Origin of the sequence: Lentilactobacillus parabuchneri DSM 5707 = NBRC 107865 (assembly GCF_001435315.1) — a bacterium.
Classification (GTDB): Bacteria; Bacillota; Bacilli; order Lactobacillales; family Lactobacillaceae; genus Lentilactobacillus; species Lentilactobacillus parabuchneri.
This window is the reverse complement of the sequence record NZ_AZGK01000003.1, coordinates 141,297-154,030: the sequence shown is the minus strand read 5'-3', so window position 1 is coordinate 154,030 and position 12,734 is coordinate 141,297. Positions and strand designations below refer to the sequence as shown.

13 protein-coding genes are annotated in these 12,734 nt (G+C 45.2%); 2 read left to right on the top strand and 11 right to left on the bottom strand.

Features of this window, described 5'->3' with window-relative positions:
* Positions 1–46: 46 nt before the first annotated feature.
* The 5 genes from FC51_RS04555 to FC51_RS04540 all read right to left on the bottom strand — a co-directional run bounded on the left by FC51_RS04555 (position 47) and on the right by FC51_RS04540 (position 3,432).
* Complete coding sequence (locus FC51_RS04555) at positions 47–442, bottom strand: hypothetical protein (RefSeq protein ID WP_057910989.1); 396 nt, start codon at positions 440–442, stop codon at positions 47–49.
* A gap of 138 nt (positions 443–580) precedes the next feature.
* Positions 581–1,171 (bottom strand): GNAT family N-acetyltransferase, encoded by a 591-nt coding sequence (locus FC51_RS04550; RefSeq protein WP_057910988.1) that lies wholly within the window; start codon positions 1,169–1,171, stop codon positions 581–583.
* A gap of 84 nt (positions 1,172–1,255) precedes the next feature.
* On the bottom strand, positions 1,256–2,050 hold the full coding sequence (locus tag FC51_RS04545) for a DUF1003 domain-containing protein (protein ID WP_057910987.1): 795 nt from the start codon (positions 2,048–2,050) through the stop codon (positions 1,256–1,258).
* A gap of 167 nt (positions 2,051–2,217) precedes the next feature.
* Complete coding sequence (locus tag FC51_RS12425) at positions 2,218–2,394, bottom strand: hypothetical protein (RefSeq protein ID WP_167547571.1); 177 nt, start codon at positions 2,392–2,394, stop codon at positions 2,218–2,220.
* A 159-nt stretch (positions 2,395–2,553) separates the two neighbouring features.
* Complete coding sequence (locus FC51_RS04540; protein ID WP_057910986.1) at positions 2,554–3,432, bottom strand: RluA family pseudouridine synthase; 879 nt, start codon at positions 3,430–3,432, stop codon at positions 2,554–2,556.
* 209 nt (positions 3,433–3,641) lie between these two features.
* On the opposite strand from FC51_RS04540, the gene FC51_RS04535 reads away from it, so the two are divergent.
* Positions 3,642–5,000 carry an FAD-dependent oxidoreductase gene (locus FC51_RS04535; RefSeq protein WP_057910985.1) on the top strand — a complete coding sequence of 453 codons (1,359 nt, stop codon included), beginning with the start codon at positions 3,642–3,644 and terminating at the stop codon, positions 4,998–5,000.
* A 219-nt stretch (positions 5,001–5,219) separates the two neighbouring features.
* On the top strand, positions 5,220–5,546 hold the full coding sequence (locus tag FC51_RS04530; protein ID WP_057910984.1) for a heavy metal-binding domain-containing protein: 327 nt from the start codon (positions 5,220–5,222) through the stop codon (positions 5,544–5,546).
* Positions 5,547–5,613: 67 nt separating this feature from the next.
* Here the strand turns inward: FC51_RS04530 and FC51_RS04525 are convergent, their stop codons facing one another.
* From FC51_RS04525 to FC51_RS04500, 6 genes are all read right to left on the bottom strand, one after another.
* Positions 5,614–6,768, bottom strand: coding sequence for an acetylornithine transaminase (locus FC51_RS04525; RefSeq protein WP_057910983.1), 1,155 nt, complete (start codon positions 6,766–6,768; stop codon positions 5,614–5,616).
* Positions 6,769–6,782: 14 nt separating this feature from the next.
* The gene (gene argB, locus FC51_RS04520) at positions 6,783–7,532 is read right to left on the bottom strand and encodes an acetylglutamate kinase (RefSeq protein WP_057910982.1); all 750 of its coding nucleotides are present in this window, start codon (positions 7,530–7,532) and stop codon (positions 6,783–6,785) included.
* A gap of 12 nt (positions 7,533–7,544) precedes the next feature.
* Positions 7,545–8,753: a bifunctional glutamate N-acetyltransferase/amino-acid acetyltransferase ArgJ gene (gene argJ / locus FC51_RS04515; protein ID WP_057910981.1), complete on the bottom strand. Its 1,209-nt coding sequence runs from the start codon at positions 8,751–8,753 to the stop codon at positions 7,545–7,547.
* A 14-nt stretch (positions 8,754–8,767) separates the two neighbouring features.
* Complete coding sequence (gene argC, locus FC51_RS04510) at positions 8,768–9,796, bottom strand: N-acetyl-gamma-glutamyl-phosphate reductase (RefSeq protein WP_057910980.1); 1,029 nt, start codon at positions 9,794–9,796, stop codon at positions 8,768–8,770.
* A gap of 291 nt (positions 9,797–10,087) precedes the next feature.
* Positions 10,088–11,410 carry an O-acetylhomoserine aminocarboxypropyltransferase/cysteine synthase family protein gene (locus FC51_RS04505; protein WP_057910979.1) on the bottom strand — a complete coding sequence of 441 codons (1,323 nt, stop codon included), beginning with the start codon at positions 11,408–11,410 and terminating at the stop codon, positions 10,088–10,090.
* Positions 11,407–12,282, bottom strand: a complete 876-nt coding sequence (locus FC51_RS04500; protein ID WP_057910978.1) for a homoserine O-acetyltransferase/O-succinyltransferase family protein — start codon at positions 12,280–12,282, stop codon at positions 11,407–11,409. The genes FC51_RS04505 and FC51_RS04500 overlap by 4 nt, the downstream gene beginning before the upstream one ends.
* Positions 12,283–12,734 lie beyond the last annotated feature (452 nt).

The window sequence follows — 12,734 nt, the reverse complement described above, 5'->3', positions numbered from 1 at the left end:
ACCAAATGTTAGTTTAACAGCCCTGCTATAAAACGCAAGGAAAACTTTATTCGACCATCCGCCAGTTGCCTTCATCGGCTTTCGAGATTTGATCTAAGAAGTGCAGAATTGACGCCGCTCGGTCTTTATCGTGCTTCACCAGCATATTAAGGGCTTCTCCAGTAATGATTGGATTGCTTAAAGAAAATTGTTCGCCTTTCTTTTCGCCGGTAGAGAATGCCAACACTGTGTGGCCGTCATCAATCTCAGTAATAATGAAGAACATGCTGAAATCATCGTCATCCTTCATGTACGCGGGCATTGCCCAAATGCCATCGCTGATCTCCACCAATTCTTCATTATCGAACCGATAGTCGCGGTGGTTCTGTTCGTTAACCGGCTTGTCCAGGACAAACATCATTTTGTCAAAAACTGGATTGCCGAGCTTAATATTGTCTTCCATATGAATCCCCTTTTTGTAGAATTAATTTCGAGAAAATCATGCAAAAACAATCTTACTTGTCCTTATTGATTTGTGCAAGTCGAATAGCCGGAAAGCAAAAAAGAAGCTGGAATGAAAAATTCCAGCCACTTTCTAAAGTTATACATATAACAGACTTGGTTGCTTAACCGCCTTTTGCATATGCTCATACAAATGGTCCCCAATCATCTGGGTGCCAACAGTTTTGAATCCTTTTCGTTCATATAATTTCTTTGCTTCCGGATTTTCAAAATCCACATTCAAACCGATCACAGACTTCCCATCATTTAAAGCCATTCTGGGAACAGCAGCAAGCAGCTTGCTGCCAATCCCATGGCCCTGCCAGTCAGGATCGACGGCAATTGAATCCAAGTACCACTCATCGGAATTGGTCTCGGAATCGGGAATGTATGGGGCTTTAAAATCAGCACTCTTTTTTGATAAATTGATCAGGACGTTATTAATATCGTCCTCATTTTCGCTGGGATATCCAAAGACGACCCCAACAACTTGGCCATTGGCCTCGGCCACCACGGTGGATGCCTTACTCGACAGATAAGTATCTGTCTGGTAAGCCCTCGTGATGACCTTGGCTAATCCAGGTTCGGGAACGTCTTCTAATTCATCGAGTTCCATTTCATCAAAAATAATATCAATTAACGGCGCTATCTGACCAGCGTCATCCTGTTGTGCTTCTCTAACGGTTATCAAAAAAATCCTCCTAATAAATGAACATTCAGTATGTGTTATCTAACATATTACTGAAGTTTTCATTAATTGTCAAAATCAGGGGATTTAATCCGTTTTATTTTCAGACTCGTTTTCATTTTCTTGCGAGGCGTTTTCATTCAGGTCATTCTTCGGGTTACCCATTTGATTTCGCTGCAGCATATCAAGCTCGGTGCGGATTTGGCCAAGGATTTCGATTTCCAGCTTCTGAATCTCTAATGAATGTGGCAGCTGATTTTGCGTCAAATTATCGAGCTTTGCATGGAGGATTCTCAATTCGTGCTCGGATTTTTGATTCACGTGATAATCGTTTTCAGAACTCATCCGATCACGGTCGGCAGCCCGGTTTTGGCTCATCATGATAATTGGGGCCTGAATCGCCGCAATACAGCTCAGAGCCAGGTTCAGCAAAATAAATGGATACGGATCAAAGTGCAGGCCAAACAAGTGCAGTGCATTGATACACATCCACGACACCAGCACGAAGGTGAAGGCAAAGATGAATCCCCAACTCCCGCCAAAACGGGCAACGGCGTCAGAGACTTTTTGCCCAAACGTCAAACTCTTGGCTAAGTTGTCGTTAACGTCGACAATATCATAATCATCACTTTGCATCGCCTTGGTTAGCCGGCGATTGATTTTTTTGGTTTGTTTAACATCGGAATTCACCATTCCGTCAACTCTCATCAGCTGGTACTTCAGCAGGTCGTGATCACAAATGAAATCCGTTACTTTGGCTTTTGGATAATCCCCTTTAATCAGGTTTCGCGTCGCAGGTTCCAAGTCTTTTAAAAATCGACCATCAATCTGCATGTGCTCGCGGTGGTCAATGAAGCAAATCGCTGTTTTTAATTCTGGCATGTTATCGGTCCTTTCTCCATCATTTTGAGCTTAATGTCACTTTCATGTATCAAAAAAATTCGTTTTCACAAAAAAATACCGTCTTCCTGATCATTATATCAGTAAGACGGTATTTTCAAATCATTTATTAGTCGTCTAAAACTAGTGCCTAACCAAAGCGTGGAACATTATGCCTTAATTAAATCTGATTTTGCTTTCGACAAAGCAGCCTTTAATGCGCGAATATGTTCTTGAGCTTCCTTGTTATCCTCTGCGGCCTTCATCCATGATAATACAGATAAATTAGTTTCTATTTCAGCAATAATTTTTTGAACCGTCTGATCCGATTCACCATTGGTAGACATATCTAGTCTCCTCCTTCAGTTGATAGGTACATCATAACAGAAGCTGGCAAAAAGGCAACGAAATTGACACCGTTTTCATCAAATTCTAATTTATAATGATTATAAGTTTTCTATTCGTTATTCCATCAATGTTCAGTAATGAACAATATGAGTATCCTTCTAATGTACTACCTGTAATATGTCGGCAGGCAGCTGGGATTCAAACTTAAATTCTTTTGTGGAAAACGGATCGACAAACTGCAGTTCCGTGGCATGCAGTGCCTGCCTGGAAATGCCCTCATCCATCGGACCGTGGTACAGTGCATCCCCCAACAAAGGGTGACCGATGGACGCAAAGTGCACCCGAATCTGGTGGGTGCGGCCAGTATGCAGCACAACATCTACCAAGGTTCGATCAACGAACTCACCGCGAACCCAGTACTCCGTTTGAGCTGATTTCCCCTGGTCGTCAATCAGTTGACCGAACCCTTCCGGATCTTTAGCAATCGGTTTGTCAATCATGCCATGGGCTTTAAGCCCCGTTCCTGACACAACTGCCTGGTAGCGTTTATGCAAGGTCTTAGCGGCCAATAATTCATTTGCCAAACTATTAGCCAACTGGTGCTTGGCAACTAATACCAAGCCGCTGGTAAACCGATCCAAGCGGGTGATAATGTGGGGCACTAAATCTGTCGCCCTTTCCGTGATTAAGTGCCCCTTAATTCGGTTAACCAGTGTATCTTCACGATTAGCCGGTCCGGGGACAACGGTCAACCCAGCTTGTTTGTCGACGACCAGCCAATTGGCATCTTCAAAAACCACAACGATTGGCCCGTCACTGACCGCCACGTTTGGGTCGCTAACTTCATCCGGCATGATCACTTCTATTCGATCGCCGTCGTGGAGTGAAACTGTGCCGTCAACTTCTCGATTGTTAACCAAAAACTCGCCGCCATTCGTCTTGAGTCGCCGGTACATCCTGTGACTAATGCCTTGAGCATTTAAAAACTTTTTTAACGTCTTTGGGTCGTCTCTTTTAGTTATCCAAGAAAATTTCAAAATGGCCTCCAGAAAAAAATATTTTTGTATTGCGTACAACTGTTTTGTGCACTGTGTAAACGCCGAAGGAGCAGCACTTCCGGTATGTGATTCACATTTCAAAACCGATAAACCGCATTGTCAAGGGGTTGACATCGTTTGCATAACTTGTAATATGTAAGTACAAGCATCGCTTGTGAATCTTTTATTATTCAAAAGGAGAAGTTAATATGAAAATTGCAGTGATTGGTTGTACCCATGCAGGCACCTTCGCTATTAAAACGATTTTAGGAGAACATCCAGATGCTGAGGTAACTGTTTATGAGAAGAACGACAACATTTCATTTCTCTCATGCGGAATCGCCTTATATCTCGGGGGACATGTAAAGGATCCGCAAGGCTTGTTCTATTCTAGCCCAGACGAACTTAAAAAACTAGGTGCCAACGTTAAGATGAACCACGAAGTTAAAAACGTTGACCCTTCAGCTAAAACCATTGAAGTCGTTGATCTTGAAAACAACAACAGCTTTGAAGACACTTACGACAAATTAGTTGTCACAACCGGCTCATGGCCAGTTATCCCACCAATCAAAGGAATCGACAACAAGAACGTCAACCTTTGCAAGAACTGGAATCACGCCCAGAAATTATTTGAAACTGCCCCATCTAAGAAACGCATTACCATCGTTGGTGCAGGCTACATCGGTGCCGAGTTGGCAGAAGCATACAACACAAAGGGTCACGACGTTACTTTGCTTGATGGTGCCGACCGCATCATGAGCAAATATTTCGACAAACAGTTTACTGATGTCGTTGAAAAAGACTTCACCGACCATGGCGTTACCCTTGGTTTAGACCAACAGGTAACTGAAATTTCCGGTGATGACACTGTGACTGTGACGACCACCAAGGGTTCATTTGAAACCGATTTGGTTGTGATGTGTGTTGGTTTCCGTCCTAACACTGCGTTATTCAAGGGCAAATTAGCCATGACTGAAAATGGTGCTTTAATTACCAATGAATACATGCAAACTTCTGATCCAGACATCTATGGTGCCGGTGACAGTGTTGCGGTTCATTACAACCCAACTTCAAGCTTAGCTTACATTCCACTGGCAACCAACGCGGTTCGTCAAGGAATCCTGGTGGGTAAGAACATCGACAAGCCAACTGTTAAGTACATGGGAACGCAATCGTCATCAGGTTTGAAGCTGTATGATAAGACCATCGTTTCCACTGGATTAACCATGGCCGCTGCCAAAGAGCAGGGTGTTAACGCGCACGAAGTCATTGTTAAAGACAACTACCGTCCAGAGTTCATGCCATCAACTGAACCTGTCTTGATGTCATTGGTTTATGATCCAGACTCAAGAAGAATTCTTGGTGGTTCACTGTTGAGTACCTACGACGTTTCGCAATCAGCTAACACGCTTTCTGTATGTATCCAAAATCGCAACACAATTGACGATTTGGCTATGGTTGATATGTTATTCCAGCCACAATTTGACCGACCATTCAACTACTTGAACATCTTGGCTCAAGCAGCTCAGGAAAAAGAAGCCAAAGTTTCAGAAACTGTTTCAAAATAGCGGTTACATTTTTGCTTTCAAATCATCTCAAAGCACGTTATAATATTTATTGCATGGTGATGACGATCTTTTCTAAACCACATTTAGCGTCACACAAATGCATCCCGTCGAACTTCGGTTTGGCGGGTTTTCTTTTACCAACATTAATTGAATTTGCATGGAAAATCATTTAAGCTATAATGATTACGAGTTCATTAATAAAAATTGGAGGAACTGATTATGGCTGAAGATCATTTTATCATCACAACGACGGAACACATCCCTGGAAAGGACTATGAAGTGATTAGCGAAGTCTTCGGATTAACCACTCAATCCAAAAACGTCGTTCGAAACATCGGTGCCGGACTGAAGAACATCGTTGGTGGCGAAATCAAGGACTACACCAAGATGTTGGATGAAGCCCGTAACGTTTCCGTTGATCGGCTAAGAGATAACGCCATCAAAATGGGCGCCGACGCCGTTGTCATGATGCGGTTTGATTCCGGCTCAATTGGTGCTGACATGCAGTCAGTTGCCGCTTATGGCACGGCCGTTAAATTTAAATAAGCTTAGTATCCACTTAGGGGCTGTTTGGCAAAACTAATGTTTTGCCAACAGCCCCTTTTCTTTTTCGCTATGATTCAACTGTCGATGAAACCATCGCCAGCACCTCGTAAATTTTGTCAATTCCTGCCAGCAAATCAGCCTTGCTCATTACCAGTGGTGGCAATAGGCGCAGCGTATTGTGTTTGGCGGACAAGGTCAGTAGTCCCTGGCTCTGCAGCTCGGCAATGACATTCTCCACCTGAATTGCCGGGTTCAAATGAATCCCGATCATCAGGCCCATGCCACTGATGCCGTCGACGACTGAAAGTGGTGCAATCTTTTTCTCGATGACTTCAAACACCGCTTTAGACTTCTGTTGCACCTGATCCAGGAATTCTGGGGTCAGCTGTTCAAGAACTGCCTTGGCGGACGATAACGCAATCTTATTGCCGCCAAAGGTCGTTCCGTGAGTCCCAGGTCCAAAAGCGGCTGCCAACGCTTTTTTACCAAGCATTGCCCCGATTGGCAGCCCATTTCCCAAAGCTTTGGCACAGGTAATGATATCAGGGTCCAAATCAAAGTTTTGGTAGGCAAACTTCATTCCCGTTCGGCCGATTCCAGTCTGTACCTCATCGATAATCAAGAGAACCCCTTTTTCGTGGCACTTTTGATTGATTGCCTGCAGCCACTTGGGATCACCGGAAACAACCCCACCTTCTCCCTGGATTACTTCAAGAATCACGGCTGCCAAGTCATCTGTAATCCCGTCTAAGGCTTTGAAATCGTTATAGTCCGCAAAGCTGACGTCTGGCACCAATGGTTGAAAGCCGGCTTGAATATCCGGATTGCCGGTCAGCGACATCGAGCCATATGTACGACCGTGAAAGCCATTGTTAAACGCTAAGATGTGGCCCTTACCACTGGCTTTTCGGGCTAATTTAAACGCCGCTTCATTTGCTTCGGTCCCTGAGTTGCAGAAAAAGGCCAGCATCCCTTCCGGACACAGTTGCTTTGCCACGTCATCCTGCAGCTGGCTGGGATACAAATTCGAGGTATGCCAAATTTTCCCCAGTTGATTTAAGACACTTTGTTCAATCCAATCATTGCTGTAGCCAAAGCTGCACACACCAATTCCACTGGTAAAATCCAAATATGTTTTCTGATCACTATCAACTAAATGCCAGTCGTGTCCCGACACAATTTCCATCGGGTACTGGGCATAAGTTGGAAAAATATGCTTCATTATATCAATCTCCTTTAAATTGCGAATTGTTCAACTGATAAATTAGTTCCGGAATGTTGCAATTCATTCGTGATTTCGACTTCTTTAACACCGTGTTTGAGCGCGTCAAATGCGGCTTTGATTTTTGGCTTCATTCCAGCTTTAATGACTTGCGTCTCGAGCAACTGATCCGCCTCTTGCGGTGTCAGCTTATTTAAGACGTGCCGATTAACCATCACACCTGGGACGTCGGTTACCAGATACAACTTTTCAGCTTCTAACAGCCGCGCAATCGCTGCTGCAGCGACATCACCGTTAACGTTTAGCGTTTGGCCCGATTTTGAAATTGCTATCGGCGCACAGACGCCAATGCCGTTTTGCAACTGGTTTTGAATGTAATCCTGGTTAATGGCGGTTACTTTTCCTACCTCACCATAAACGGCTTGGTCTAAATACTCACCATAAGCAACCGGCTGACCCATCGCATTCATGCCGACAACTGGCAGGCCATGAGCCATCAAGTGCTGACACAGGGCTGGTTGAACCAATCCCAACAGGACGGCTTGGGTCACCTGAAGTGTTTGTTGGTCCGTCACCCGGATGCCGTCAATTTTTTGAACCGCTAAGTCCAACTTTTCGCTCCAAGCAGAAATTTGTGGGCCGCCGCCATGGACTATCAGGATCTGTTTGCCAGCTTCACGCCATTTGTGCAGCTGTTGATAAAATTCTTCCGATAGATGATTCGTCGCGTTGCCGCCAATTTTAATCACAATAATTTGACTCATGTCCTTCACCTCCTAGCTTCGATATGATGCGTTGATTTGCACGTACTTATAAGTCAGATCACAGCCCCAGGCCGTTCCGGCTGCAGAGCCGGCATTCAGGTCAACGTCGATCGTGACCACTTTGTTTTTTAAGGTTGCTGAAACTTCGGCGTCATCAATTCCGGTCCCCATGCTGTTTTTAACCAGCTGGATGCCGTTAATCGAGACGCTGACGCCGTCAATGTCAACGTGGGCGTCGGTTTGACCGATTGCCTGCATGATTCTGCCCCAGTTACCATCTTCACCAAAGATCATCGCTTTAACCAGATTGGAGCCGACAATGGCTTTGGCAACTTGTTGACCCTCCAAATGATTAAGTGCGCCTTTGACGTTAACCTCAACTAACTTAGAAGCCCCTTCACCGTCACCGGCAATTTCTTTAGCCAAGTGGGCCAATACTGTTTCAAAGGCGACTGCAAAGGTCGAATAATCTGGGTTGGTGTCGGTTAAAGGCTGGTTGTGTGCCTGCCCATTTGCCATCACCACGACCATGTCATTGGTTGACGTGTCGCCATCCACCGTAATCTGATTAAAGGTTTCATCAACGGTATGACTGAGTAATTGCTGAAGCTGCGAGCCGGAAATGACGGCATCCGTGGTCACAAATCCAAGCATGGTCGCCATATTCGGATGAATCATCCCAGACCCCTTACAAAATCCGGTAATTGTGACCGGCTGATCGTTAATCACGCACTTTACCGTCATCGTCTTTGGATGCGTATCCGTGGTCAAAATTGCCTTGGTAAGGCCGACATTCTTGGTTAATTTCAGTTCGGAAATTCCCGCCTTAATTTTAGCCATTGGCAGTGGTTCGCCAATCACACCGGTTGAAGCGATTCCCACCAAGTTGGCTTGAATCTGCAATCGATCAGCAACCATTTGTTGCATCATTTCGGCATCGGAAATCCCCTGTTCGCCGTTACATGAATTGGCATTGCCACTGTTCATCACGACGGCTTGGAGTTGATAATTGAGGTTAATCGTTTGTTTGGTAAGGGTGGTTGGAGCCGCTTGAAATTGGTTGGTTGTATAAACCCCAGCCGCTTCAGCCGGCACTTCTGAATAAATCCAACCCATATCATCGCCATCCGGCTTGAGTCCCGCGTGAGTCGAATCACTGTAAAACCCCTTTGGCCAATCAAACGGACTGACTTCAATTTCATCTTCACTATCTACCTGCATCTCAATCTCTCCTTTTATGGTAGGAACGGTGTCAGTTCCAATTCACTTGTTTCTTCAAACTTAAACATCTGATTAAAGTTTTGAACCGCCTGTCCGGCAGCGCCTTTTAATAAATTATCAATCACACTGTCTACCATCACCGTTTGAGTCACCGGATTGTAAACTACGCCGATGTTGCAATTATTGGTGCCGACGACTTGCTTAATGTCGGGCAGCTGAGTTCCGGTGTAGTTCACAAATGGTTTATGCCCATATGTGTCTTGGTAGACTTGGTCAATCATTGCCCCATCAATTCCCGGTTTAACCTTGACGTATATCGTACTCATAATCCCTCTGGTAATCGGAATTAGGGTGGTCATAAATTGGATCGCCTTGACCTGCTTATTCCAACTTTTTAACGTCATCACAATTTCTGGGATGTGCTGATGTTGATTTGGCTTGTAAATTTGCAAGTTGTCGTTGGCTTGGGTGAAGTGAGTTGAGGCTGCCGGGTGTTTACCGGCTCCGGACGTTCCTGATTTGGCATCAACAATAATGCTGTCCAAATCAATGAGGTCCTGTTGAACCAACGGCGCCAGCCCCAATAAGGTAGCAGTCGCATAACAACCTGGATTGGCCACGTAGGTTTTATCTTCGGCCGATTCAAAGTCTGCCAACCCATAATGCGCCTGCTGAAGATCGGAAGCTGGGGCAGAATCCTTGTGGTACCAGCGTTGATACTCATCCACGTCGTTAAGCCGCAAATCCCCCGAAAGGTCGATCACCGGAAATTTGGCATCCAGATACGGTTGACTCAACTTGGACGTTACCCCTGCAGAAGTGGCAAAAAATACCATCTGGTTATCCGCCATCACCGCTTGGTCTGAGTATGGCTGCACCGGCGTCTGATCTGTGAAGAACGATGGCACTACTTCATTTAACGGCTGATTGCGCGTTAATTTATGATCATATAGATTGATTCCGCTAACTTCCGAGTGTTGACGTAAGAGCTGATAAAGAACCATCCCCGCGTACCCCGTAATTCCAACTAACCCCACTTGCAAACAAATCGCCTCACAATTATTTTCTGAATATTCAATTAAACGAATATTAATGAATTGAAAATATCTTACAACACCATGTGAAAAAATGCAATACTTTTTAGAATTATTCACTTTTTTATTTTATATTATGTTTTTATACACTATACAGCCACTTTTGATGAATATAGAACCCCGTGGCGTAATTTTATACAGCTGGTTTTTGGATGCATAAAATTATATTTTTGATAATAAAAAAGAACTAACTGCATTTTGGCGGTTAGCTCTCCTTTATTAAGACCATTCAAATTAGGTTTAAGGCTTTGGAACACCAGCAGTTTCGACGACTTCATCCGGAATCTTATCAAGTGCCTGGTTCAAGTCGGCGATTAGGTCGTCAGCATTTTCGACACCGACCGATACCCGGATCAAATCCGGTGTAATGCCAGCTTCACGAAGTTCTTCCTCATTTAGTTGGGCATGGGTCGTTGATGCCGGATGAATAATCAGCGATTTGGCATCGGCAACGTTTGCCAACAACGAGAATAACTTTAGATTTTGAATCAATTGTTTACCAGCCTTCTCGCCGCCCTTTAATCCAAGGGTGAAAATCGACCCAACGCCCTTAGGGAAATACTTCTCGGCCAGTTGATGATAGGGGCTGTCTTCAAGACCCGGATAATTGATCCAAGCAACTTTTGGATGATTGTGCAGGAACGCCACGATTTTCTTTGTGTTTTCTACATGGCGTTCAACCCGCAGTGACAACGACTCCAATCCTTGAAGCAGTAAAAACGAGTTAAACGGACTAATGGTGGCCCCCAAGTCACGCAATGATTCGGCGCGGACCTTGGTCGTAAACGCTGCATCGCCAAGATCGGCGAAGACCAAGCCATTGTATTGGGCATTTGGTTCAGTAAAGCCTGGATAGCGGCCGCTTGCTTTCCAATCAAATTGCCCATTTTCGACAATCACCCCACCCATGGTCGTTCCGTGACCGCCGATGAATTTAGTTGCAGAATGAACGACAACATCCGCACCGTGGTCTAATGGCCGAACCAGATAAGGCGTGCCAAAAGTGTTATCGACAATCAAAATGATCCCGTGTTTATGGGCGATGGCTGCCACTGCTTCAAAATCAATCAGGTTAATGCCAGGGTTGCCAATGCTTTCAATATACAGCGCCTTGGTGCGATCATTGATTGGCTTTTCAAAGTTTTCAGGGTCATCTGGATCAACGAAATGCGTTTTGATGCCCAATTTAGGGAGGGTCACGTTAAATAAATTAAAGGTTCCACCATATAACGTGCTGGCTGAGACGATTTCGTCACCTTCTCCGGCAACGTTTAAAATAGCTGCGGTAATCGCTGCCGACCCGGTTGCCAGGGTGACGCCCGCTGTTCCGTTCTCCAAAGCTGCCACCCGCTTGTCAACGACATCAGTGGTTGGATTGGTTAAACGCGTGTAAATGTTACCGGGGTCAGTTAGTCCGAAACGTCCGGCTGCTTGCTCGGGACTATCAAACACATATGAAGTGGTTTGATAAATCGGCACTGCCCGAGAACCTGTTTCGTCAACGGTTTGTCCTGCATGGACTTGGAGAGTTTCAAAATGTAAGTTATTATTTTCTTCTGTCATATTGATAAGCCTACTTTCTTATTTGAAATGATTTTTGACCAATTATCATAAATTTGGATGCTGCTGTTTTTCCACGAGTAATCAACTGTTCCCGAATCCTGATCAATGAAATAGTTCTTTGGAAGTCTGATCGGCATCTGCTCATAAAGATCGCGGTAGTATTCACGGGCCAGCGTGCCTTCAGCGTATTCCGGATGGCCGGTAATGTAAGTGCTGTGAAGGCCACTTTCCGATAAAATGATCGGTCCGGTGGCTTCGGCAGAAGCATCAACCGTCAACCCTTCAGGCAGATGATCTTCATCGAGGACAATCGACGTGTGGCGGGACTGTGGCATTTTCAGCAATCCCCCGGCCCCAAAGCCTTTGGCAATTGGAGAGTCGGCCGCAATTCGATCAGCCGGATAAACCCCAAACAATTTACTGGTTAAAAGGTGCTTTCGAATCCCAAAGTCGTGAAATAAACAGGCTTGGGCAGCCCAACATTCATATAGGCATTGAGTCACGTGGGTTTTGGCCCACTCAAGAATCTGCTGGAGTTCATCCCAGTAATCGACTTGTGCAAACGGCAGGGTTTCTACCGGAGCGCCAGTGACAATCAGGCCGTCAAAGTGGGCATCCCTGATTTGGTCAAGGCAAACATAATCGCGTTCAATGGCAGCCCTGGAGGTGCCTTTGAATTGGTGTGACTGCGGATACATGAAGGTTAATTCCGCGTCCGAGCTGATCTCACTGAACCGATGTAGAAATTGTGCTTCGGTATTTCGTCGCGTTGGCATCAGATTCAACACCAAGATCGATAAAGGATTCGTTAATTCGTGGTTGACCCACTTTTCATCTGCGTTCAAAAAGCCATTCACTGCATTTGCTGTCATCCAAATCATCTCCTTAAATTAAATAAAAAAAGCTTCCGTCCACGTAGTTTAAAAACTACGGGACGAAAGCTTCGCGGTGCCACCCTGATTTATTGCCTCTTCGCAGGGACAATCTTGGAAAGTACGGAAGAGTGCGACGAGGGCTGGGTGACGCGATTTCTAAGTAATGATTGATTGAAATCCTGATTTTGGATTTGAATTAATCATTGCTTAGAAGTTAGCGTCAGGCCCGTCGGAGCACGTTTCGGCAAAATAACAGTGAACAATTAACACTTTTACCTTGCAGAAACGTGCTCGCTGGGGCAGCAACCTGCACCTAAGCCAACTTCCGGTGAAATCAGACTCGATTTCCCCGAAAGTCCGCTTAGGCTCCGGTTGCTGGACGCCCCAGCTCGCACTCTCCTATACTTCGCAATATATCGGTTGCCCCCGGGCATCCTAGCCTTTTGACC

Coding starts and splice junctions, on each gene's coding strand:
- FC51_RS04555 (WP_057910989.1), bottom strand. CDS start 442: ATGGAAGACAATATTAAGCTCGGCAATCCAGTTTTTGACAAAATGATG.
- FC51_RS04545 (WP_057910987.1), bottom strand. CDS start 2,050: ATGCCAGAATTAAAAACAGCGATTTGCTTCATTGACCACCGCGAGCAC.
- FC51_RS12425 (WP_167547571.1), bottom strand. CDS start 2,394: ATGTCTACCAATGGTGAATCGGATCAGACGGTTCAAAAAATTATTGCT.
- FC51_RS04535 (WP_057910985.1), top strand. CDS start 3,642: ATGAAAATTGCAGTGATTGGTTGTACCCATGCAGGCACCTTCGCTATT.
- FC51_RS04530 (WP_057910984.1), top strand. CDS start 5,220: ATGGCTGAAGATCATTTTATCATCACAACGACGGAACACATCCCTGGA.
- FC51_RS04525 (WP_057910983.1), bottom strand. CDS start 6,768: ATGAAGCATATTTTTCCAACTTATGCCCAGTACCCGATGGAAATTGTG.
- argB (WP_057910982.1), bottom strand. CDS start 7,532: ATGAGTCAAATTATTGTGATTAAAATTGGCGGCAACGCGACGAATCAT.
- argJ (WP_057910981.1), bottom strand. CDS start 8,753: ATGCAGGTAGATAGTGAAGATGAAATTGAAGTCAGTCCGTTTGATTGG.
- FC51_RS04505 (WP_057910979.1), bottom strand. CDS start 11,410: ATGACAGAAGAAAATAATAACTTACATTTTGAAACTCTCCAAGTCCAT.
- FC51_RS04500 (WP_057910978.1), bottom strand. CDS start 12,282: ATGACAGCAAATGCAGTGAATGGCTTTTTGAACGCAGATGAAAAGTGG.